Below are 22068 nucleotides of genomic sequence, written 5' to 3' on the forward strand. Positions count from 1 at the left end.
AATCGACTCTACAACTATCGATGATCGGTTTCATCCGACACGTACCGAAGTCTCTTCAACCTCTGCTATCGACGGAAAGAAAGTCGATGAAGCCCACATTGAGAATCTTCAACAAGTTCTTCAAGCCATCCCCGGTATTACCAGCGAGATCAAAACAGGTGACACTCTAAAAATTCATATTCGCGGCGTGGAAAATCAACGCTATATGGGGGAAAAACCGGGGGTTGCCGTCGTCATCGACGGGGTTCCCGTATTTGAGCGAACGGGGGCGGTCAATATCGATCTCGATAACATCGCCTCGATCAAAGTGATCAAAGGAGGAGCATCCTATCTCTTCGGAGATGATGCCCTTGCCGGAGCTGTTATCATCACTACCAAAAAAGGGGCAGTCAATAAATCGATGCTCTCTTCTGAGTTCGGCAGTTTTGGATACAAAAAGCTCTTAGCCGAAACTTCGTTTGCCAAAGACTCGCTCAACGGTCGTCTCCAACTCAGTGAACGCAAAAGCGACGGATACTGGCAAGATTCAGCCTATTTGTCACGCTACGCAAACGGAAAACTTCAATACTATATCGATGATACCAGCGACCTGACTTTCGGGCTCGAAGCATCTCAACGGGAAAAAGATTCACACGGTACGGTAGAGGGGATGGCACAAGCCCTTAGCGATCCTACCAGTGTAGCAGGACGCGATTACTCTCGCAAATACGATGTCGAACTCCTCAAACTCTTCCTCACCTACGCTAAAGATTTCGGAAACAGTTCCAATCTCCTCGTAAACGTATACCAATACGGAGATGATACCCAGTTTGTGAGTTCACCTCAAAAATACACTTCCACCGGTACGGTAGTAACTGATCCCGATGCCTACACCACCCTAAACGATTATCACCAAGTTCAACGTGGGATCAAAAGCGAATATCGAAGCAACACAGAAAGCCTCGCCTACATGATCGGTGCCGATCTTCGTAATAATATCTACGATAATAAAACCTCTTATCTAGTCGATTTTCGTACCCGTCCTACACCTCCAACCTACTATGCAGGTACCGTTACGGGAGACAATGAAACAACCGAAGAGGTCTACGCCCCTTACCTCGAAGTCAAAGTGCCTCTTAGCGACGCGACAACCCTAACCCTCAACGGCCGCTATGATAATATTCGACTAGACTATGACGATCAACTCAATGCGCTGGCTCTCCAAAAAGATTTTGACGTGTATTCACATCGTCTCGGAGTATCCCATACCCTCAACGACGCTACAACCCTCTTTTTCAGCCGCTCTACCGGATTTCGCGCCCCGTCCATCGATCAACTCTTTAACGGATCGATCACTCTGGATTCAAAAGTTCTCAACAATCCCGACCTCAAACCCGAACAGGCTATCAATTATGATCTAGGAATTCGAGGCAGTTTTCCGGCATTAGAAAATACCTTCACCTACGAAGCAACCCTCTTTTGGCTGGATAGAAAAGACTATATCATGTCCTCGATAGGACAATACACTGCCGCAACTACCGCTAATCCGCAAAAATACGAAAATATCGGCGGAATGCGCAGTAAAGGATTGGAGCTTTCTCTTCAAAGCGATTCGAAAAAAACCTTTTCTTTTGACCTTGCCTATACCTATTTAGACTCTTATTTTACCCAATATGACAATTTCTATTTAGGGATGGGAAGCCCATATATTACGAGTGGTCCGAATGCCTACACCCAAGTTCATTACAACCTAACCGGAAATACGGTTCCACGAACATCACATCATACCCTCAACCTGACCGGTAATTATAATGTCACCCCATCTACCGTACTCAGCACCGAATGGACACTTAAATCGAATTACTATGCCGATGAACTCAATCAGCTCAAAATGCCGGGATACGGAGTGGTCAATCTGCTCGCTAAACATTCCCAACATTGGGGGGACTTTACCTTTGATATGTTTGCCCGTATCGACAACGTATTCGACAAGTTTTATTTCAATACGGCACGTGCAAGCAATGACCGAGACTACAACAAAGTTTACAATCAAGAAGATCTCTCTCTAACGGTCAATCCGGGGCGTGTTTACACCGCCGGACTCTCAATCAAATTTTAAGGAGATAGGATGAAAAAAACGGCACTAATGCTTTTCATTGCCGCTACCCTTTGGGGGTACGGCGAGGGAGCTATCTATTGGGCTCCGCACGGATGCGATGACGGTAAAAAGACCGCTTCAAAACATGGCGGTCACGGCAAGGGCGAGAGTGCTATGTTTGCTCTTATGAATATGGAGATGAATGCATCTTCACACCTCATCCTCCCTGATCTCTCCGAACAAAACTTGACCTTTAAACGCACTACGGTTATGTTGCCAAAACCCTCTATGGGAGGCTATTATGCGATGGTAGCAGAAGGCAATGAAACCAACGGCAGCTTTAGCGCCATCCGCTATCTCTCTCTACACGGCCGCCCATGCAAAGTCTCTCCGACGAAACTGACCGCTTTGCCTAAAACCGATTTGGAGATCGTTCCCGATCCTCTGCACCGTGAACATGATCGCTATACCGCCTCAAAATCGTACCGTTTTCTCCTCCATTTTCAAGGCAAACCGCTCGCTAATACCGCCGTTACGTTAGAGACGCATGATACTCCGGTGCAAACCTATACGACCGATAATGCAGGTGCCTTTTCGATCACCCTTCCGAATGATTTTAAAAATGTCAAAGTAGGACGTAGTGAAAATAAGCCTTCAGAATTTCTCCTATCAACGCAATACCGCTCCGGTGAACACCTCTATAAAAGCACTCTGAGTATGCCTTATTCGCTTAATCCAAACGATTTTTGGCAATCCCAAAGTTACGGAGCCGGAGTGATCTTTATCGGCTTTTTGGGGGGATTAGTGTTCTATCGACGCATTAAAAAAGGGGCTAAAAATGGATAAATTACTCACTCTCACGGCACTCCGCCGTGTTGTACAACTCACCGCATTCGTCTTTTTCGTTTACGGAGCGATGATTTTTACTACCTTTTATACGGGAGACAAACTCACCCAAAATCTCCCTGCCCTATCATGTGCTTACGACATGAAGGGGGGAGATTTTTGTGCATTGATCCCGCTCCAACATCAGATGGACCACCGTGTTTCTACCCTCTTTACCCAAAATGCGGGGGCGATGGAAGCACTGATGGGGACACTGATTACGATCGGAACCGTCGCGGTTTTAATCCTCATCCTTAACAAAGCGTTTTGCGGATGGCTCTGTCCTCTCGGATTTTTCCAAGAGACGATAGGGCTTATCGGTTCCAAGCTCGGATTAACACAATTAGGGACGATCTCACGGGAAACGATCAACAAAATTCGTCCCATCAAATGGTTTATTTTCCTCTTTTTGGTTCTCATCTTACCGCTTCTAACGGGAATCGGATTTTTGGGACACGAGTGGGGAAATCCGTATTGTTCCATCTGCCCGAGTCGCATCATGACAACGGCGATGACGGGCGATATGAATCAAATCTATATATCTCAGGCGAATACCGGATATTTCATCCTCTCGCTGATTGCCGATTTGCTGTTTGGTTTAATGGTCGCACTTGCCCTCTTTGTCCGTCAACCGTTTTGCCGTATCTGCCCGATTCTGCCGATGCAAACCTTGTTCAAAAAAATCGGTCTCCTTCGTCTTGTTAAAAACGGCTCTTCCAGTTGTACCTCATGCGGAAACTGTGTCAAAGCGTGTCCGATGGATATTTATGAGATCCAAGACCAAGCCGAAAACCGCAATATTACCCACAGCGATTGTACCCTCTGCGGACGATGCGTCGAGTTTTGTCCGCATGATGGGGTAATGAGTTTCAAATACGGTCCTCTCACCCTCTATAGTTCCTCTAAAGAGGGGTTCAAAAAACGGACCAAAATCGATAAATGGTGGAAAGGCTAAAGAGTGGAACCGCTAGCCCTCCTCTCCCTTTTCATTGTTGCCCTCTCGTATGGGGCAACCGCCTGTATGCTCACTTGCATGCCGCTCTTGTCGCCGATTCTCTTGGCGAACAGCGCAACACGCCAGCAAAGCCTCCGCGTCTTGCTCCCCGTCAGTTTGGGGCGTATCAGCGGTTACATCTCCCTCTCGCTCATTGCCTACGCGGGTGCTAGTATGATGAAATCACTCATCAGTGATACGGCATTAATGGGCTATTTACTCGGAAGCGTTACCTTGATTCTCGCGGGGCGCTTATGGTTTTCACTCAGAGCTTCTGCTTCGTGCTGTAGCTCATCACCCCATTCGCCGAGTGGGTATATCCCCCTATTTATCACCGGAATGCTGTTATCGATGTCACTTTGTGCCCCCGTTATCACCATGATGACCCTCAGTGCCGCCGCCGATTCCCTCACATGGGCGATAGCGTATGGCTTAACTTTCGGTCTTGGGGCAACCCTCTTGTGGTTCCTCTTTTTTTCCGTAGTGCTCACGCGGATACTCAAAGAGAGCCTAACGCACCTCTCCCGTTATCGAAATTTTCTCCAACACGCCGCACCGATTCTCCTCGCAGGAGTCGGTATCGCAATTTTTACAGGATGGATACACCTATGATGACAACCGCACGCAAATCATTTCTATTTTCTCTCATGTTTCATACCCTGATGGGATCATTGGCATTTTTTGTTTTAGTCCAAATGCGCACTCCGCCGCCGATGGTAAAAATTCCGCTTCAACACATGATGATAGTCTCATTATCTCACTCTGAGCCTGTGGTGAAACAACCAAAAATATCGGAACCGATCCCCGTTGTTACACCTCAGCAGCCGATCCAAAAACCAACGGTTACTCAGCCGATTATCCCTATGAAACCCGTAGTTTCTGCCGTTCAAACCGTAGCAACACCGATACCGCTCAGCTCAACACCTCCGGTAGTCCAACATACGGTTCAATCTCTCCCGACACCTATCGTTACTGCGTCTAAACCAAAAATAGATGTAGCCTCTGAAAAACGGGCTTTTTTTAGTTCTCTAAGGAGCAATATCCAACGCAATTTACGCTACCCCACATCTGCGCGACGCAGAGGGATGGAAGGTGAAGTCGGCGTTCGTTTTACCCTCTCATCCAATGGAGAAATTAACGGTATATCGGTACAACGAGGAGATGGAATCTTCCATAATGCCGCAATAGCAGCTGTGAACGCGGCATCAGGAATTGATATTCCAAAAAATTTAATCGATAGCTTGCCGATGGAGATAGACTTGACGTTAGAATTCAATTTAAACAGCTAATCTTATTTATTTTTATGCTACGATTGAACCCTATAAACCGATCCAATTCGTTAGAGGATTCTACGTGACTATAAGATTTTTATCGCTCTTTTCGATTGTCCTGCTCTCCTTCTCACACGCGCAGGAGTATGAGTTAGGACACGGCGTTTCACTCAATGAATATCTCAATGTCGGTAGCTATTTTTCAACGGTATTTGAATCCAATAAACATAATGATACATGGATGCTAGATGATGTCGCGGTGATGGCGTATGGTGACATCAATCCGATGTTCTCTTATCTGGCGGAAGCGGAAGCGGTCGGTTTTTACTCCAAAAATCTAACCGACGGAGCCGAGGGAGGAAGTAAAAAGTTCCATATCGAACGACTCTACGGCGATGTTTGGATGTCGGATGATTTTAATATCCGTTTCGGAAAAATGATCACTCCGATAGGATACTGGAATAAAGAACCCATCAACGTCTTACGGGACACCTCCTCTAACCCTCTCTATAGCACGCTCCTCTTCCCGCGGCTCCTCACCGGAATCGACATCAACGGATACGTCCCCGCCATCGAAGGGTTACGCTATCACCTCTTCGGACAAAACAACCGTGATTTGGATGAAGAGTATATCAATATTCGCAACAACCATTTTTACGGATTATCGCTTGAAAAAGAGTTTTCGATGGAGTGGAGCGGCGGTGCTAGCATCGGGGAGTATATTACCAAAATCGATCAACGGACACGGTTTTTACAAGCAGGTACCAAATATGACGATACCCAATGGCAGTTAACCCTCGAAACACTGCTCGCCAAAAGTGAGTATGCTGACGGACAAGACGCTTACGCCCTCTCAGGATACGCACAGGCGATGTATCATTTTTCTCCCGAACATGCCCTGATTGGACGATACGAGTACTTCAGCGATCATCACACCGATTACCGAGACAACATCGCTATTCTAGGCTACAGCTATCGTCCGCTCTATCCCGTATCACTCAAAGGGGAGTACCAATGGCACTCTCTTCACGATGAAAATCGTGCCCTATTTTCGTTATCGGTGCTCTTCTGATGAAAGCGATTGCCCTATTTTTTATCCTTGTTTCGGCAGTTTTCGGAACCCAGTACAGCATAGTTATCTCCAAAAAAGTTCCGCTCACCCTCATCAGCGTCGAACAAATACGGGATATTTATTTACAAAAACGGCGCAGTGTCGGGGATCAAAAAATCATCCCTCTCAATCTGGTAGGGCAAGAGCCTTCCCGAGTAGCCTTCGAGAGTGCCGTTATCGGGATGGGGCGAGACCGACTAAATACCTATTGGGTGAAACAGCATTTCCAAGGGATAAGCCCTCCGATCACCCAACCGTCCCATGAGTCGATCAAAGCGTTTGTTCAAAATGTCGACGGGGCCATCGGCTATATCCCCTCCTCAATGGTCGATAATTCCCTAAAGGTGATCTATGAGTTTTAAACTCAAAACGATTCTCCTATTTTTGGGGGTCAGCCTTATCCCCTATGCCCTCAGCATGATTTTACTGGGGAGTTCCTTCCGCCAAGAGCAATACAAAGCAATCACACAGGAGATGAACACGCAAGTACGCCTGAGTGCCGAACGCATTGATCAGCTTTTGCAAACCCTTCACAATGATATGGTATTCATCGCGAAATCAGAGATAATGAACGATATTTATACTCAAGATTTAGACCGACGTATCAGCTCCATGTTGATATTAAAGAAAAACGACATGAAAATGCGGGGCGATTTTTATGTGATCGATCCCAACGGTAAGATTATCGCATCCAGCGACTTTGCTTCTATCGCACAAACCAAAAAGCTCAAACCTTTGTTTGCGGTCCCTATCCTCTCCAACTTCACCCAAAAAGAGATTGCCAAGCTTGTCGTTACCTATCCGCTCGAAAACTTCCTGCCGTTTTTTTCCAACACCCCTCAACGGCACTATTATGTCCAACATCGTGACGGGACGATCTCCCTTCGACCCGCTGTTTTCGAAGAGTCCCTCAAAGTGTCTCATCCCCTCGATAACCATAACGATTTAACCATTGTACTGGAAGAAGAAAAAGGGTTTGCGTATCGATTACTATACAAATACGAACAGTGGTTTATCGCTCTGCTCATTATAGGGGCGCTCTTTATCGCTACCGCAGCCTATTACGTCGCAACGGCTCTCATCCGTCCGGTTATCGTTCTCTCCAATACGGCAAAAATCATCACCCGCACCCAAGATTACACCCAGCAGGTATCAGTAACCCGCGATGATGAGATCGGTCAGCTCTCAGATGCCTTTAACACCATGATCGGCGGGATGGATAATGCGTTGGGAGAGATTACCGCTCTCAACCGTGAGATCGAAGATACTCAACGCGAAGTCGTCTTTACGATGGGCTCCATCGGGGAGAGTCGCTCCAAAGAGACGGGAAACCACGTCAAACGGGTTGCCGAATACTCCAAACTCTTAGCGTTGTATTATGGATTGGAGGAGGAAGAAGCGGAAATGCTCAAACAAGCTTCTCCGATGCACGACATCGGTAAAGTCGCTATCCCCGATGCCGTCCTGAACAAACCGGGACGTTTTGATGAAGAAGAACGTCGTATCATGGATACCCATGCGGCACTTGGGTACGATATGCTCAAACACTCCAACAGAACCCTGCTCCAAGCCGCAGCGATTGTCGCGTATGAACATCATGAGAAATGGAACGGTAGCGGTTACCCTCGAGGCTTAAGCGCTGAAGAGATCCATATTTATGGACGTATCACCGCATTAGCCGATGTGTTCGATGCCCTCGGCAGTGACCGAGTTTACAAGAGGGCATGGGATGATGAGAAGATTTTTGCCCTCTTTAAAGAGGAGCGAGGTGAACATTTCGATCCGAAACTTGTCGATATATTCTTTGACCATTTAGATGAATTTATTGCGATCCGAGAGACATTTAAAGATGTCCACGAATCTTAAGTACCCTACTTTCCGTTGATCATCCGTGATACCAGACCGCTTTGATCGCTCTTTTCCGCCAACACGACGCCAATGATATGAACAGCGATAAAAGCAAAAAGTCCCCAACCGATATATTGGTGGAGCGTCTCGATGCTCTCTTTGGCACCCCCTGCAAATTTTAGATACAACGTCAATCCGCTAATCGACATCACAGCTAACAGCACATAAACGACTTTATAGAGGCGATATACCTTTTGCATTGCGGCATTATCATCAAATCCAAATCCGTTTTTCACAACCATTGCCAGCCGTGCGACCAATAACACAGCAACCGCAATTCCCAAATAGATATGCCAATCCCACATCGGAGAACGGACTGCTTTTCCGATCAGCACCGCCTGTTCATCAGTGATAATAGTCCCTAGCTCCGCCATTTTGGTTTGAACAATCGCACCGATATTAGCCTTGTGCATTACACTCTCTCGTAAGACAACCGTGATAAACAATCCAAACATTGCGATAGCATTCAACCAATGCCATGCTCTAAATGATGGTGAAAAATGTCGCATAACAACCCCTTTTATTTCAATAGAGCTATCTTACATCAAAATAATATATCATGTGTTAACTCAATATCAACACCCTAACAAAGATCAAATATACCCCAAAACTCAAAGCCTTGCTATGATATAATCGCGCCATTATTTAGACCCTTAAAAGGTAACTCTTATGCGCCAAACCATTACAGAAAAAATATTCTCCGAGCACGTCGGACATAGCGTTTACGCCGGTGAAATCGTCCGTTCCCCCATCGATATGGTTATCGGAAACGACATCACTACGCCGATCTCTATCAAAGCGTTCGAGGATTCAGGTGCGTCTGCCCTCGCCAATCCTGATGGGTTCTCGATCGTCCTCGATCACTTCATCCCCGCCAAAGATATAGCCTCCGCAAACCAAGCGCGTATCAGCCGCGACTTTGCCAAAAAACATCAGATGAAACATTTCTTCGATGAAAAAGATATGGGGATCGAACACGCTTTGCTCCCAGAAAAAGGGTTGGTAGTTCCGGGTGACGTTATTATCGGTGCCGACTCACACACCTGTACCCACGGAGCACTCGGAGCCTTCTCTACGGGGATGGGTTCAACCGATTTGGCATTTGCGATGGTCACAGGGGGGAACTGGTTTAAAGTCCCTGAGTCGATCAAAGTCGTCCTCAGCGGAAAACCGGGACAATACACCACGGGTAAAGACATCATCCTCGAAGTGATCCGCATGATCGGCGTTGACGGTGCCCTCTACCGCACCCTCGAATTCGTCGGAAGCACGATCCCTTACCTCAGCATGGATGATCGTTTCAGTATGTGTAACATGGCGATCGAAGCGGGAGCGAAAAGCGGAATCGTCGCCTACGATGAGATCACGGCGGAGTTCCTAGCCGATAAACCTCTCGCACGTGAGCCGAAAATTCACTACTCTGATGAAGATGCGACCTACGTTCAGGTGCTCGAAATCGATGTTGCCAATCTCGAACCGGTTATCGCTTATCCGTTCTTGCCATCGAACGGACACAGCCTCTCTCAAGCGGTAAGCGACCAGATCAAAGTCGATCAAGCATTCATCGGTAGTTGTACCAACGGTCGTTTAAGTGATCTTAAAATCGCGGCTGAAATCCTAAAAGGTAAACGTGTCCATCCGGATGTCCGCCTCATCGTTACTCCGGGAACACAACGGATCGCACGCGAAGCGACGAAACTCGGCTATATGGACATCATCATCGATGCGGGCGGAGTTGTCTCTAACCCGACCTGCGGTGCATGTTTGGGCGGATATATGGGTATTTTGGGAGATAACGAAGTCGCCGTTGCAACAACCAACCGTAACTTCGTAGGACGTATGGGTTCACGCTCTTCCAAAGTCTATCTCGCCAACTCTGCCGTGGCGGCCGCTTCGGCAATCACGGGCTATATCACCGATCCCGCAACCATAAGCTAAGAGGTTTCTCTTAGCACTTCTTCAATTACGAAAAGCTACTACAAAAAAGTATCTGACACCTTTTCCTCTAAAGACTTAACACTTTTGTAACACTTAAAATATAACATATACATTAATTTTTGTTTTTTAGGAAATTCTAATGTTAAGTGTTGAAAAAAGTCGCTATAAAATGGCATTTTTGTGTTGTACGATTGGGGTGGCACTGTATGCCGATGAGCCTGTTCATTTATCGGACATTGTCATCACTGCTAGTAAAAATGCTCAGTCCATTGAGGAAGTCCCTGCATCTGTTAGTGTCATTAACCGTGAACAGATTGAACTCTCTGATGCCAGAACCGTAGATGAACTTCTCTCAAGTGTTCCCGGTGTTTATGCCGCCAGAATGGATGTTTCTGCCCCAAGTCGTATTGCGCAAACCTACACACGGGGTATGCCCGGTAATGGGCGTACTCTTGTTCTCATTGATGGCGTACCGATGAACTCTCAATATGACGGTCAAGTAGACTGGTCACAACTTGCAACACAAGATGTCGAACGTGTTGAGATCGTTCGCGGGGTAGGCTCCGGTTTATACGGAAGTAACGCTATGGGAGGTGTCATTAATATCATCACCAGACAACCCGAAAAGGGGCTTAATACTACCCTCAAAGGTGAATACGGTAGCAACAATACAAAAACTTTCTCAGGTTCTGTACGCGGTCGTAGTGGAACTACTGGCTATTCCCTATCGGGAAGCAAGCTCACAAGTGACGGATATAACATGTGGACAGATGCCTACAAAACGCTTTTAGGAAACAAAGCTATTGCCATAGGAACTGAAAAAACGAATCTTAGCGGTAAACTCACCTATGACGCTACCGACAACGACCTGATTGATTTAAGTGTTTCTTACGTTGATGACCTCGCAACCGGTTTATATGATGTCCCTAACTACTTACCACAAGAACGCCAACAGTGGCTCAGTTCATTACGCTATCAACACTTTAGTGATCACATCGAAACATCTGTCATGTTGTATGGCAGAATAGGAAAACAGTATGCAGATACCGCCAATCAAACCTACACTGCTGTAAACACAGAGAGTACTTATGATGATCAAACACTTGGTATCAATACCCAAGTCACTTTGAACTACTTTGATAATCATCTCTTAAGCGCCGGAGTAGATTATGTCGATGGCAGTATTGATGTCTTAACCGATCGTTATACATCTGAGCAAAATATTAAAGGGTATGTTTCAAAAGCTGGTCTCTTTGTTCAAGATCAAATGAAGCTAAATGATTTGACAGTTAATCTGGCTGGGCGATTCGATTACTGGCAAACACATGGTAGCCAAAATGATACACTTGCAGGGCAGCCTAAAGGTGATTACCCCGAGCGAGACGGCACGGAATTTTCTCCAAAACTATCAATGCTCTACAAGATAAACCCTTCCCTCAATATGCGTGCATCTGTCGGTAAAGCATTTAAACTTCCTGAACTTTTTGAGTTTTATAGTTCTAGCAAACGAGGAACAATAACTTACTGGGGTAATCCAAATCTCCGTCCTGAAAGCGTTCTTGGTTATGAGCTTGGTATGGATTACTATTTTTCAACGAATGCTTTTCTTAAAACGACGCTCTACCATAACAATGCCAAAAATTTTATCTACAGCGTACAGCGTAATGCTCTAAACTCTGACAAAATGAATATTGATGAAGTAATAACTCAAGGGGCTGAAATCGAAGCACGCTATGCTCCATTAGACGTACTAGAACTCTCGGCTTCATACACTTATAATGACTCTAAAATCACAAAAAATCAGTTTAATCCTGCACTTGAAGAGAAACAACTCACTTCTGTACCGCAATATCAATGGAACCTAAATGCCAAATACAATATTCAGCCTTCAACCGTACTTTTAGCATCAGCGGAGCATGTTGGCGACCGCTATGCTAACGATACCAATACCGCCAAATACGAACAATACACGATCTATAATGTCGGTATATCACACCGTTTTTCACCGATGTTTAGTGCAAAAGCAAACATCAATAATATCACCGATAATATTTATGATGGTATCGGTTATCTTGCACCTGGTCGCACCTATTCTGCATCTTTACAGGCAAATTTCTAGCCTGTATTCTGGCAAAATACCTAGCGAATAAGTGGTCATTCAAATATCGCCAACTCTGCCGTGGCGGCCGCTTCGGCAATCACGGGCTATATCACCGATCCATCAACGATTTTATAATCTCCGTTTGGAGATTATCCTTCGCACACATTTCTAACACACTTTATCGGTTATAATTACTCAAATTTTCTAGTAGGAATCCTTTATGCGCTCACTCACCCTTGCGGCTTTATTACTATTGGCGTCTAATGCCAATGCTTTTGATTTTGGCTCACTCGTCCAAACTCTCACCCCTGCGGCGCAAAGTGCCGCACCGGTGCTTGATGAGTCTTTGACTGCAAACCCCCTCATCAAAAATCTCACCACCTCGCTCGGCGTCACCCCGACTCAAGCAGTCGGCGGAACAGCCGCGATTATCAACAATGCCAAAACCAACATGAAGCCTACCGATTTTGCCGCTCTAACCAAACAAGTCCCACAGGCGGGAACGCTTTTGGGTGCGGCACCCGCAGGGTTGCTCGGAATGGGTAATTTAGGCTCACAATTCTCCTTTTTGGGGATGGACGCTTCGATGATTTCCAAATTTACCCCTTTGGTACTGGAATACCTCCAAAGCGGTGCAACCCCAGCGATGGATAAAATCCTCGCTACCGCCATCACCAAATAATGTTCCCTATCCCCTGCATCCTCTTTGCCGGCGGGAAAAGCTCTCGGATGGGAGAGGATAAATCACTCCTAGCGTTCGGAGGGTTCTCGACCCTTGCCGAGTTTCAATACGACCGCCTCACCCAGCTCTTCGAGTATGTCGCCATCTCTACCAAAACCGCCGATAAATTTGATTTTAAAGCCCCCTTTATCCTCGATCCCGAAGAGGTCGATTATGCTCCGAGCGCGGGATTTGTGAGTGCATTTAGAGCATTGAAAAGTGAGCGGATCATGGTGCTGAGCGTCGATACCCCGTTTGTGGATGAGACTGTTTTTAAAGCCCTGCTGGATGTCGATAACGAAGAGTTAGATGCCGTTATCGCCCGTACGGCAAACGGGTCACACCCCCTCTGCGGGATTTATCATCGTTCGTTATCGGAAGAGTTTGAGCGGATGATGCGCGAGGGGGATCACCGTCTGGGAAAACTCCTCGCCTCACACGCTACCCGTTATGTCGAATTTAACGAGGAAGAGCCCTTTGCGAATCTCAACCATCCACACGAATATCAAGAAGCGATAGTGCGTTTCAATGCACTAAACCGATGAGTTCCCTCTTCCCGCTCGTTATAACCCTCTTTTTTTCGATGGTTCACTACCTTGGGTATACACGCATCGTTCGCCATTTGCATATAAAACCGCATACCCGTACCGCACTCATCTTCTTCTTGATCCTCAATATGGGGGGAATCATAGGGTATCTTCTCAGCCGTTATCTCCTCAGCCCCCCTAAAGTGATTTACTTTATCCTCTCTCTGAGTATCGGTATCGGTTTTATCCTCTTTATGGCGATCATAGTGTACGAAATACTCCATCTTTTACAGCGGAATCTCCCGTTTAATCCCGAAAAACGGATTTTTTTCAAACGTGTAACCGATATTGGATTTTTAGGTTTTGGCAGTGCGTATCTTACGGCGAGTCTCCTTGAAGGTTCAAAAGAGCCTACCGTAGAATTTGTCGATGTCAATCAAAACCGTTTCGGCGGGAAATCCTACCGTATCGTCCAAATCAGCGATATGCATATCGGCGGGTTAATCGATAAAGATTTTGTCGCTAAAAGCGTCTCTATGATCAATCACCTCAACCCCGACATCGTGACCATAACCGGCGATCTTACCGATGCACACATTGATGTTATCAAAGATGCGGTAAGTGAGCTACGTCATCTCAAAAGCCGATACGGAACCTTTTATGTGGTGGGAAACCATGAATATTTTCACTCATTGGAGACAACGGTAGATTATGTGAAAACACTCGGAATTCATGTATTGGAAAACAGCGCTGTTAAAATCGATGATTTCTACATTGTCGGAGTTTACGATCTTTTTGGCTTTCGCACCCAAACTTATCTCCCCGATATCGGGCATGCCATTAAAAACATCCCCGCTGATGCTCCGACACTCCTTTTGGCTCATCAACCAAAGTATGTAGAGTATCTGGAAGGGTTTGCCCCCTCACTGATCCTCAGTGGACATACCCATGGCGGACAGGTCTGGCCTTTCCACTATTTAGTGGACCTTGCACAACCTTATCTCAAAGGGCTCTATCCGCTCAAAGAGAATCGCCACATCTACGTCAACAGCGGTATCGGCTTTTGGGGACCTCCGATGAGGCTCGGTTCCAACGCCGAAATTACCTGTATCACGTGGTCATGAAGCTTACTCTTCCGCACACTTTTGACACGGTTCCTTTTCGCTTTTGCGCACCAAATAAATAAAGACGGCAAAAACCAGTAGTAAAAATGACAATGCCGCGATCAAGGCTGAAGCATATGGCAGATCTTTATAGTTGTGGATCGAGATTTTAAAGACGACCAACAGTGCTTCGATCAACAGTGCGATGATGATCGATACCGAAAAGTTGAGAAGCGTTTTGGCGTTGAACGTCTCACTCACATGCTGCGTTTTCGGCAATACCTCTTGTTCAAAAATCGTTTTCCCCAAATCATAAACGGCAAGCCCCAGCGTCAGCGCAATGATCGGTTTAAATACCGCATCGATGTTCAGCGGCTCCGTTGCCAGCAAATACCCTGCAAAGGTATAAAATCCGTACAGTACGACAAATACCCCGAAAAAGAGAAGCCCCCCTCCGATAATCGCATAGGAGGAACGATTTAACCGTTTGAACAGATCGTTTTTCTCGATGAGATCGAATCGCTCCAACAGTTTACGAACCCGAAAATCCAAAAACAAATACCCATCCGGCACGGCATAAATGACGGTGATACACAAATGCCCTGTTGCGGTAGAGATATAAGGTTCACTGACGTGATACCCTTTTTGAAGCGCGCTCTCATCGACCAAATAAGCGCGGTCGACTCCGGCATGATGTCCCTCTTCACGATCGGCATAGATATTAGGAGAGTTTTGGACAAACCCCTCATCGCATTGATAGATAAGTTCTAAACTCGGAAATGTTTTATAAAGTCGCTCCGCAAGTTGTACGTTAAATGTTTTTAAACTGACTCTTCCCAAAGAAGTGATGATAAATTTTTCAATTAACGGGGCATTTGCGGCGTAGCTTCGTACTAAATTTTGCATCTTTTCCCCCTCGATATTTTTGTTTGATTTGTTTCTATGTTCAATACGAGTACTTTGGACTTACTCACCCTTTGGCGACCCCAAAGTCTCATGGCAAAACTATAGCCCAATTTTTTTCCATACTATGGTCATTTTTTAATCAATACTCGATTAACAACTCTAAGCTATAATAATGAAAAGAATCATGAAGAGTTTAGTATGAATTTAACCCACCTTGATGAGCGCGACCGTCCGAAAATGGTCGATGTCTCGGATAAAAATACCACCTCGCGCGTTGCCGTTGCAAGCGGACTCATTACGATGAGCCGCTCGGCATTCGATGCGGTCATTACGCAAACCGCCAAAAAAGGTCCCGTCCTTCAAACCGCTGTTATTGCGGCGATTATGGGGACGAAAAAGACTTCCGATCTCATCCCGATGTGCCATCCGCTCAACCTTAGCGGCGTCCATTGTGACATCGAAGAGCTCCCCGACCTTCCGGGATTTCGTCTCATCGTGACCGCCAAACTCAGCGGACAAACGGGGGTAGAGATGGAAGCCCTTACGGGGACAAGCATCGGACTGCTGACCATCTACGATATGCTCAAAGCGATCGACAAAAGCATGGTGATCGGTCCTATTCAACTCGAAACCAAATCAGGAGGTAAAAGTGGTGATTATCAACGAAACAACCCAAAAGCTTGAGTTGGAATACCCATGCACATGGTGTTACAAAGTCGTAGCGTATGAGCGCGCAGGGATCGAAATAGCGGCGATGGAGATCATCGGTGAACGCTCTTATGCTCTCAATCCTTCCAATACGAGCCGTGGAGGCAAATACATCAGCATGAACTTAGAGTTATTGGTTCATAATGAAGACGAACGAACCTATTTTTACGAAACGCTCAAATCCCATCCCCACATCAAAATGGTATTATAAAGGAAATCGCTATGAATCTCGAAACCTTCAAACGGGACATTAAAAATCGCTATCACTCTCTTACAACCGCTGAAATCGACACCAAAGTATCCGAAATGATCGATACTTTAGCGAGCGAATGGGCGACATCTCCCCATGCACTCTCTCTTCAAGAGCTCCGTATTTTTACCGGAGCGATGATCGAAGAAGAGGGGCACGCTCTTTATGGTGAACTAGAAGACCTCATCGCCCAAAAAGAGCGTATTGAGCGGCAAATCACCCGCAAAAGCGAAGAGTTGCAGCATCTCAAATATAACCTCTACAATGCACTGGAAAAACAACTCTCCGACAATGATGAAACACTAGAGAAACTTCATCAAGTGAAACTCCAATCGATTGATCTTTTGGAAATTCTCGAAGAGATTACCGAGAGTGCGATTATCACCACGTTGGAAAAAGGGAGCGATGCCGAAGATACCCTCAAAGAGATCATCAAAGAGATCACATTCACGGCACTTAATGCCAATGTCCTCAACGCGGTTCGTATCCGTCGTATTCTTGCGAGTATCCTCCAAAATGCCCTCAATATTGCCGAAGCGTCTCCGAATCAAGCCGAAACAATCTTGCGCGGGACTTTGCACGGTATTAACAATGCGCTACTGCGCTCTATCGAAAAGTTTCATCAATATCTCCTCTATGTTCCCGAAGAGGTCAAAGCACTCTATCGTGATGAATACAAAACGATCGAAGTGGAACTCGATAATGTCGATACCCTCTATACCCAGATCATACACGGGTTGCACGCGAACAATGATCCCGTCTTGGTCGCTCAGCTTGAATCGATCAATCATGAGCTCTCTTCCGGTTCCGATGAGCTCAAACACCTCTCCAAAGAGACCGTCGAACTACTCCGAACCCGTCTTGCAAAAATCAAAAAAGGGGTAACGGAGAGGGGTAATAAATTGCTCAAATCCAAATCGGCACAAGAAGCCAAAGCGATGGGTACCCGTGCATGGAGCGTCGCTAAATCGACGATGCAAGGTGCGATCAAAGGAGCCAAAGAGGCGATGGAGAAAGATAAAAAGTAAATTCCCGCCTACGCGGGAATGACAAACAATCTATAAATCCTTCGCCATCGTAAACATATTACTAAATTCTTTCGTATAGCTCTCACATCGATCACAGATCGGTTCCCCTCCTTTATACGGGAAGGGGCATCGGCACTCATGACACGTCACCATCTCATAATGCACCAGTTCTTCGGCACGCTCAAACGCAACACTGATGAGGTCAAACCCCTCTTTTGCACTGATCGCTTTAGGTTTACAAATCACTTCACATATACCGCATCCGATACATTTGCTCTGTGAAAAATAGATACCCTGCTTATCGGAAGTAGGAAAGAGGGCATCGGTTGGACAAAACTGGGTACAATCGCCGCAGTTGGTACACGCTTGAAAATCGATTTGTTTGTTGAAAAACAGCGGGCTTTTCTCCTCAAACGATGTCGTCTGCACATTCCCGACAATCTCTTTGAGCGAATTTTTGAGCAATACCCTCTTCAGCGGCATTTTTTGATCGGGAAGCTTATGATGTGCTGCGGTCATAGAGATATGAGCCACCGATTCATTGACCAATGTCTCTTTGACCTTTTCAAATCCTTTTCGGAAAAGGGCACGTCGCTCGGTCTGTTCCTCTTTTGCGTCAATGCGCTCTATTCGATACGCCACTTCAAGCGTCTCCAAAAACGAATTCGTTGTGTCGATTTTGGAGCAGATCAAGCTTTTCAAATTTCCGTTTTCATTCAAGACACAGCTTTCGCAGTGGCTCAAATCGCACGTCACACTTCGTTCACCGCGCAGTGCCATAACGGCATAGTGTTCCACATCAAAGACTCCCAAACACGGCGTGGAAACTTTGCACGAAAGGGTCGAGTCTTTTTGGTGCATGAACGATGCGGCATAGCCGTTAGGATCAAAACTCTCTATTTCTAGCGCTTCGGTTGGGCAGCTCCCGATACATCCGGCACACCCGACGCATTCGTTCTCAAACAACGTCAACTTGTTTCGTACGATATGAAAAGCCCCTTTAGGACATAGCTCGATACAGATACGACAGTCGTTGTGGTAATACTCGTTTCGAAGACAACGTGTTGCTGTAAAGCTAAAAAGATTGGACTTTTGGATAAAGTTCATATTACCCATTGATTTTTCCTGCACTCAAGTACTCATAATCACTGGCCAAAAATTCCACGATAAAATCACACATATCCCGATAGAACGGTGTACCGGCCATGCTTTTCATCCCCATCATATACGGGACAACCCAGACAAAAAGATGCTGATCTAAAAACTCTCGTTGCGGTTCTAACTCATTACGGTAAATCAACATTTGCATAAAGGCAAACTCTATCCCCAAATGATCCGGTGCCATAATATCGGTTTGATCCATATTGACCTCAAAGCCGTGTGTAAAATAAAATGCCATAACCGGATTTTGCAACCCTACAAGCGTCTCATTTTTAGCATCTAGAACAAATGATTCGACCGGCTGAGTATTGAGGATATACATAGAGGAGTAATCGATATTCATCGCTTCATGCAATGCCTCTTCGTCCGTATTCTTTACCCATTCGCGTGTCTCTTCACCTATAATCTCCAAGAGTGACTCATTGTTTTTGAGATCATGGATAAAGCGACGGTCAGGGATATTACTCATCACACGGGACAAAAAAGCATAAATATAAAGTCGGTATTCATTATTCATCGGTAGTTCCTAAAAAAGTTACGGGATTGTGTCATACGAGGACTTTGAAATAGCCTAACGGGTAAAACTAATCAAAAAATCTGCCCCAAAAGGGGCAAGCTTTAGTGCCATAGCGGCAAGCGTAGTGGTAGGGGCTCACGTGCCCTTTAGGGTATTGCTCCTGCCACGTTCAAATAGGTTGCTTATAAGCAACCTTTGAAAAATGATTTTTTCGGTGGAGGAGGTGCTTTAAACTCAGTAGCCGCAATCGTATTGGTTTTCTCATCGAGAACACCGACGATAACAACACCGTTCTTATTCATCCCCTCACCCAACTCAGAAACTTTGAGTTTTGTGGTATCAATTTCATACACTTTTCCGGTACCGTGTTGGAATAGTGCCAATTTCGGGTGAGTTGTCTCTCCCGCTTGAATGTTTTTGAAACAGCCATCCGATCCACACGTATAGTTTTCCAAATAACAGTCGTTAAATGCACCTTGAGCGGCACAGGCTGGAGTTGTTAACAACCCCTCGAACTCTTGACCTTCATTTGCGAATACACTGAGAACCAATGCGGCACAAATCAATGCAACTTTTTTCATTATTCTACCTCCGCTTTGATCGTTTTGAGATACGCTACGATGTCCTCAACCGTCTGTTTGTCTAAAAAACTAAAGTCGGTCATCGCTGAAACACGTTTCCCTTTTTCAATATTGTACCACGGTGTATTCGAGTGCGCATTACGATTGTAACCTGGTACGATAACCGCAGACGGTTTTAAGATTGATTCACGAAGGTACGCCGCTGTTGAATATCCTCCGACATTTGTCAATGACGGTCCCATCAAGTTTGGAGCATCGGTTGCTTCGATTTGGTGACACCCCACACATCCGTTGGCACCTACCGCTTCTTTACCTTTTGCCGCATTACCTTTTGATTCTTCTGTGGTTTCCGCTACAATCTTCGCATCCGGCTTCATCCCATCGAGATTGACAGAGACCCATGAAGAGAGATTTTTCAAGCCGTTGCGTCCGAGTTTAGAACCATCCCATACCGCAATCGCGACAGGAACCGTCCCAGTGCTTTTCATATAAGAATCGCTCAACGGACGAACAAGGGTAGCCGTCCAAGTGTTGTTCGCATGCGTCATAGAAGCATTTGATTGAGCGGAACCGTCTTTGATTTCAGTTAACGAACGAAATCCCTCACCGACAAAAACACGTTCATAATCGGTTTTAGCCAATGAAGCAACTTTTGCATCGTAATCTTTCAACTCTTGACCGAATACGCCTGTTTGTTGACGATTAATCTGAGTTGAAACATCTTTGTTTCCGTTTGGTTCATACACACTTGAAGTCGCTTTTTGCAAATGGACTACAACCGGACGTCCGTCTGAACCCATCCCGATATACGGAAGTGCTCCCGCTTTTTTCGACATTCCCGCAAACTGAAGGGCAAACCCGTCACTGTACGTATCCGTTGAATGTGCCCCTTGTACATTTTTAGTACTATCGGCCCATTTCACCATCAACGCGATATTTTTACCATCATACAATGCGGCAACGTCTGCTTTTTTAGCTTTATTACCTTCATTTGCGGCATTCGCATTTTTGTCATTCATGTGAATGGCAGATTGCGGATAGAGGGTTACGCTAGAGTATTTCGCTTTAGCCCATGCGGAAGCGTCGTTAACATCACTTACTTTTACCGCTGTGATTGAATCTGCGGCCAAAGCGGCAGAAGCCGCTACACCCAATGAAAGAATAGTGGTTAATAGCTTTTTCATTAGTGGTGTCCTCCAGCTTTTGTAAACTTACCGGCAATGTAGCGCGTATCAACCGGAGCCAATGGATTACGTTTGTTATCCTTTGCCACTTGTTGGTAGTAGTTATTATCAAGACGGAACATATCAGAGTGTTGGTAAGCGATCAATAGATCCATCAATTCACTCACACCCGTCTCTTTACGTTTTTTCATCTCCGCTTTAAGCGTTTTGATCGCATCGTGTACGGCTGGACCAAACAATTTTTCAAGTTCTTCTACCGGAAGACGAGTTGATCCCTCGATGATTTTACCTTCAGCGTCAAATTTCGCCGGAGATTCGGTCGGTGGGATATAGTATACATTCGGTTGTGTTCCATAATCAGAACGTAGACCAAGAGCTACTTTGTATTTGTGTACCAATTTGTGTACTTGGGACTCTTCGTCATCCAAGAATCCTACGAAACGGATACGACCGACACATTGTTGCGCACACGCCGGCGGAAGACCTTGCTCGATACGTGGGAAACAAAGGATACATTTCTCTGATTTAGAGATTTTCGGATTGAAATAGATTTTTTTGTACGGACATCCCGCGATACAATAGCGGTACCCTTGACAACGATCCAAATCAACCAATACAACACCGTCTTCTTCACGCTTGAAGATCGCGTCACGAGGACATGCACTCAAACATCCCGGATTTGTACAGTGGTTACAAATACGCGGCAAATAGAAGAAATAGTTGTCTTGAGGGAATGCACCCGCACCTTGGTCTTCATCCCAGTTCGGTCCCCATGTCGGAGAAATATGCGGATGGAATGTATTACTATCCGCTTGTCCCCCCATCAATGATTCATAGTTGTAATCCCAAGGTACCCCGTAATCAGCTTCGAGGTTAGGGATTACACCCGGCTGAAGGTCGCCTGCCGCGTCAAATCCGCCGCCAAGCTCCATCCAGTTTTTTGGATAACCGGTACCCGGATAGGTCTCAACGTTATTCCAATACATATATTCACGACCGTTACGGTTCGTCCATTGTGTTTTACATGCTACGGTACATGTTTGGCACCCGATACATTTGTTCAGGTCCATTACCATTGCTAATTGTCTTTTAGACAT

General features: G+C 45.8%; 23 protein-coding genes. 16 read left to right on the top strand and 7 right to left on the bottom strand.

Features of this window, described 5'->3' with window-relative positions; translation table 11 throughout:
- The 8 genes from VFW36_RS01655 to VFW36_RS12515 all read left to right on the top strand — a co-directional run.
- Nucleotides 1-2098 (top strand): TonB-dependent receptor (locus tag VFW36_RS01655; RefSeq protein WP_329657086.1); only part of this gene is annotated, 2098 nt, incomplete at its 5' end.
- Between the two features lie 9 nt (nucleotides 2099-2107).
- On the top strand, nucleotides 2108-2923 hold the full coding sequence (locus VFW36_RS01660; protein WP_329657087.1) for a hypothetical protein: 816 nt from the start codon (nucleotides 2108-2110) through the stop codon (nucleotides 2921-2923).
- Nucleotides 2916-3917 carry a 4Fe-4S binding protein gene (locus VFW36_RS01665; RefSeq protein WP_329657088.1) on the top strand — a complete coding sequence of 334 codons (1002 nt, stop codon included), beginning with the start codon at nucleotides 2916-2918 and terminating at the stop codon, nucleotides 3915-3917. Before VFW36_RS01660 ends, VFW36_RS01665 begins: the two co-directional genes overlap by 8 nt.
- A gap of 3 nt (nucleotides 3918-3920) precedes the next feature.
- Nucleotides 3921-4568: a sulfite exporter TauE/SafE family protein gene (locus VFW36_RS01670; protein ID WP_329657089.1), complete on the top strand. Its 648-nt coding sequence runs from the start codon at nucleotides 3921-3923 to the stop codon at nucleotides 4566-4568.
- Complete coding sequence (locus tag VFW36_RS01675) at nucleotides 4565-5245, top strand: TonB family protein (protein ID WP_329657090.1); 681 nt, start codon at nucleotides 4565-4567, stop codon at nucleotides 5243-5245. The genes VFW36_RS01670 and VFW36_RS01675 overlap by 4 nt, the downstream gene beginning before the upstream one ends.
- A gap of 64 nt (nucleotides 5246-5309) precedes the next feature.
- The gene (locus tag VFW36_RS01680) at nucleotides 5310-6299 is read left to right on the top strand and encodes a hypothetical protein (RefSeq protein ID WP_329657091.1); all 990 of its coding nucleotides are present in this window, start codon (nucleotides 5310-5312) and stop codon (nucleotides 6297-6299) included.
- Nucleotides 6299-6700, top strand: coding sequence for a hypothetical protein (locus tag VFW36_RS01685; protein ID WP_329657092.1), 402 nt, complete (start codon nucleotides 6299-6301; stop codon nucleotides 6698-6700). The genes VFW36_RS01680 and VFW36_RS01685 overlap by 1 nt, the downstream gene beginning before the upstream one ends.
- Nucleotides 6690-8204 (top strand): HD domain-containing phosphohydrolase, encoded by a 1515-nt coding sequence (locus VFW36_RS12515; protein ID WP_414720214.1) that lies wholly within the window; start codon nucleotides 6690-6692, stop codon nucleotides 8202-8204. The genes VFW36_RS01685 and VFW36_RS12515 overlap by 11 nt, the downstream gene beginning before the upstream one ends.
- Before the next feature lie 5 nt (nucleotides 8205-8209).
- Here VFW36_RS12515 and VFW36_RS01700 read toward each other — a convergent pair whose 3' ends face one another.
- Nucleotides 8210-8755, bottom strand: coding sequence for a cytochrome b/b6 domain-containing protein (locus VFW36_RS01700; RefSeq protein WP_329657093.1), 546 nt, complete (start codon nucleotides 8753-8755; stop codon nucleotides 8210-8212).
- Nucleotides 8756-8915: 160 nt separating this feature from the next.
- Between VFW36_RS01700 and VFW36_RS01705 the strand changes: the two genes are divergently transcribed.
- From VFW36_RS01705 to VFW36_RS01725, 5 genes are all read left to right on the top strand, one after another.
- On the top strand, nucleotides 8916-10184 hold the full coding sequence (locus tag VFW36_RS01705; RefSeq protein ID WP_329657094.1) for a 3-isopropylmalate dehydratase large subunit: 1269 nt from the start codon (nucleotides 8916-8918) through the stop codon (nucleotides 10182-10184).
- A gap of 139 nt (nucleotides 10185-10323) precedes the next feature.
- On the top strand, nucleotides 10324-12303 hold the full coding sequence (locus VFW36_RS01710) for a TonB-dependent receptor (protein ID WP_329657095.1): 1980 nt from the start codon (nucleotides 10324-10326) through the stop codon (nucleotides 12301-12303).
- 202 nt (nucleotides 12304-12505) lie between these two features.
- Nucleotides 12506-12967, top strand: coding sequence for a DUF2780 domain-containing protein (locus VFW36_RS01715; protein ID WP_329657096.1), 462 nt, complete (start codon nucleotides 12506-12508; stop codon nucleotides 12965-12967).
- Nucleotides 12967-13551, top strand: coding sequence for a molybdenum cofactor guanylyltransferase MobA (mobA, locus tag VFW36_RS01720; protein ID WP_329657097.1), 585 nt, complete (start codon nucleotides 12967-12969; stop codon nucleotides 13549-13551). The genes VFW36_RS01715 and mobA overlap by 1 nt, the downstream gene beginning before the upstream one ends.
- Nucleotides 13548-14657 (top strand): metallophosphoesterase, encoded by a 1110-nt coding sequence (locus tag VFW36_RS01725; protein WP_329657098.1) that lies wholly within the window; start codon nucleotides 13548-13550, stop codon nucleotides 14655-14657. Before mobA ends, VFW36_RS01725 begins: the two co-directional genes overlap by 4 nt.
- Nucleotides 14658-14660: 3 nt before the next feature.
- Here the strand turns inward: VFW36_RS01725 and VFW36_RS01730 are convergent, their stop codons facing one another.
- On the bottom strand, nucleotides 14661-15542 hold the full coding sequence (locus VFW36_RS01730; protein ID WP_329657099.1) for a hypothetical protein: 882 nt from the start codon (nucleotides 15540-15542) through the stop codon (nucleotides 14661-14663).
- Between the two features lie 198 nt (nucleotides 15543-15740).
- Here VFW36_RS01730 and moaC point away from each other — a divergent pair, with 198 nt between their 5' ends.
- Genes moaC through VFW36_RS01745 form a run of 3 tightly spaced genes read left to right on the top strand, consistent with a single transcriptional unit; the run spans nucleotide 15741 to nucleotide 17528 of the window.
- The gene (gene moaC, locus VFW36_RS01735; RefSeq protein ID WP_329657100.1) at nucleotides 15741-16226 is read left to right on the top strand and encodes a cyclic pyranopterin monophosphate synthase MoaC; all 486 of its coding nucleotides are present in this window, start codon (nucleotides 15741-15743) and stop codon (nucleotides 16224-16226) included.
- Nucleotides 16195-16461: an HP0495 family protein gene (locus VFW36_RS01740; RefSeq protein WP_329657101.1), complete on the top strand. Its 267-nt coding sequence runs from the start codon at nucleotides 16195-16197 to the stop codon at nucleotides 16459-16461. Before moaC ends, VFW36_RS01740 begins: the two co-directional genes overlap by 32 nt.
- Nucleotides 16462-16472: 11 nt before the next feature.
- A complete protein-coding gene (locus tag VFW36_RS01745) occupies nucleotides 16473-17528 on the top strand; it encodes a DUF6781 family protein (RefSeq protein ID WP_329657102.1) in 1056 nt (351 codons plus the stop codon).
- Nucleotides 17529-17558: 30 nt separating this feature from the next.
- Here the strand turns inward: VFW36_RS01745 and VFW36_RS01750 are convergent, their stop codons facing one another.
- From VFW36_RS01750 to VFW36_RS01770, 5 genes are all read right to left on the bottom strand, one after another.
- Entirely contained in the window at nucleotides 17559-18644 is a 1086-nt protein-coding gene (locus VFW36_RS01750) for a 4Fe-4S binding protein (RefSeq protein WP_329657103.1), read from the bottom strand.
- Entirely contained in the window at nucleotides 18637-19206 is a 570-nt protein-coding gene (locus tag VFW36_RS01755) for a molecular chaperone TorD family protein (protein WP_329657104.1), read from the bottom strand. The genes VFW36_RS01750 and VFW36_RS01755 overlap by 8 nt, the downstream gene beginning before the upstream one ends.
- 182 nt (nucleotides 19207-19388) lie before the next feature.
- Nucleotides 19389-19787: a hypothetical protein gene (locus VFW36_RS01760; protein WP_329657105.1), complete on the bottom strand. Its 399-nt coding sequence runs from the start codon at nucleotides 19785-19787 to the stop codon at nucleotides 19389-19391.
- Nucleotides 19787-20971 carry an ethylbenzene dehydrogenase-related protein gene (locus VFW36_RS01765; RefSeq protein WP_329657106.1) on the bottom strand — a complete coding sequence of 395 codons (1185 nt, stop codon included), beginning with the start codon at nucleotides 20969-20971 and terminating at the stop codon, nucleotides 19787-19789. The genes VFW36_RS01760 and VFW36_RS01765 overlap by 1 nt, the downstream gene beginning before the upstream one ends.
- On the bottom strand, nucleotides 20971-22068 hold a 1098-nt coding region (locus VFW36_RS01770; protein WP_329657107.1), incomplete at its 5' end, for a 4Fe-4S dicluster domain-containing protein. The genes VFW36_RS01765 and VFW36_RS01770, both read right to left, overlap by 1 nt.

Source organism: Sulfuricurvum sp. (assembly GCF_036279695.1).
Taxonomy (GTDB): Bacteria; Campylobacterota; Campylobacteria; order Campylobacterales; family Sulfurimonadaceae; genus Sulfuricurvum.

What these genes read in the sequence shown, in the direction of transcription:
- mobA (WP_329657097.1), top strand. Translation starts at nt 12,967, where the DNA reads ATGTTCCCTATCCCCTGCATCCTCTTTGCCGGCGGGAAAAGCTCTCGG.
- VFW36_RS01760 (WP_329657105.1), bottom strand. Translation starts at nt 19,787, where the DNA reads ATGAAAAAAGTTGCATTGATTTGTGCCGCATTGGTTCTCAGTGTATTC.
- VFW36_RS01675 (WP_329657090.1), top strand. Translation starts at nt 4,565, where the DNA reads ATGATGACAACCGCACGCAAATCATTTCTATTTTCTCTCATGTTTCAT.
- VFW36_RS01705 (WP_329657094.1), top strand. Translation starts at nt 8,916, where the DNA reads ATGCGCCAAACCATTACAGAAAAAATATTCTCCGAGCACGTCGGACAT.
- VFW36_RS01755 (WP_329657104.1), bottom strand. Translation starts at nt 19,206, where the DNA reads ATGAATAATGAATACCGACTTTATATTTATGCTTTTTTGTCCCGTGTG.
- VFW36_RS01665 (WP_329657088.1), top strand. Translation starts at nt 2,916, where the DNA reads ATGGATAAATTACTCACTCTCACGGCACTCCGCCGTGTTGTACAACTC.
- VFW36_RS01765 (WP_329657106.1), bottom strand. Translation starts at nt 20,971, where the DNA reads ATGAAAAAGCTATTAACCACTATTCTTTCATTGGGTGTAGCGGCTTCT.
- VFW36_RS01750 (WP_329657103.1), bottom strand. Translation starts at nt 18,644, where the DNA reads ATGGGTAATATGAACTTTATCCAAAAGTCCAATCTTTTTAGCTTTACA.
- VFW36_RS01700 (WP_329657093.1), bottom strand. Translation starts at nt 8,755, where the DNA reads ATGCGACATTTTTCACCATCATTTAGAGCATGGCATTGGTTGAATGCT.
- VFW36_RS01715 (WP_329657096.1), top strand. Translation starts at nt 12,506, where the DNA reads ATGCGCTCACTCACCCTTGCGGCTTTATTACTATTGGCGTCTAATGCC.
- VFW36_RS01725 (WP_329657098.1), top strand. Translation starts at nt 13,548, where the DNA reads ATGAGTTCCCTCTTCCCGCTCGTTATAACCCTCTTTTTTTCGATGGTT.
- VFW36_RS12515 (WP_414720214.1), top strand. Translation starts at nt 6,690, where the DNA reads ATGAGTTTTAAACTCAAAACGATTCTCCTATTTTTGGGGGTCAGCCTT.
- VFW36_RS01685 (WP_329657092.1), top strand. Translation starts at nt 6,299, where the DNA reads ATGAAAGCGATTGCCCTATTTTTTATCCTTGTTTCGGCAGTTTTCGGA.
- VFW36_RS01710 (WP_329657095.1), top strand. Translation starts at nt 10,324, where the DNA reads ATGTTAAGTGTTGAAAAAAGTCGCTATAAAATGGCATTTTTGTGTTGT.
- VFW36_RS01745 (WP_329657102.1), top strand. Translation starts at nt 16,473, where the DNA reads ATGAATCTCGAAACCTTCAAACGGGACATTAAAAATCGCTATCACTCT.
- VFW36_RS01660 (WP_329657087.1), top strand. Translation starts at nt 2,108, where the DNA reads ATGAAAAAAACGGCACTAATGCTTTTCATTGCCGCTACCCTTTGGGGG.
- VFW36_RS01730 (WP_329657099.1), bottom strand. Translation starts at nt 15,542, where the DNA reads ATGCAAAATTTAGTACGAAGCTACGCCGCAAATGCCCCGTTAATTGAA.
- moaC (WP_329657100.1), top strand. Translation starts at nt 15,741, where the DNA reads ATGAATTTAACCCACCTTGATGAGCGCGACCGTCCGAAAATGGTCGAT.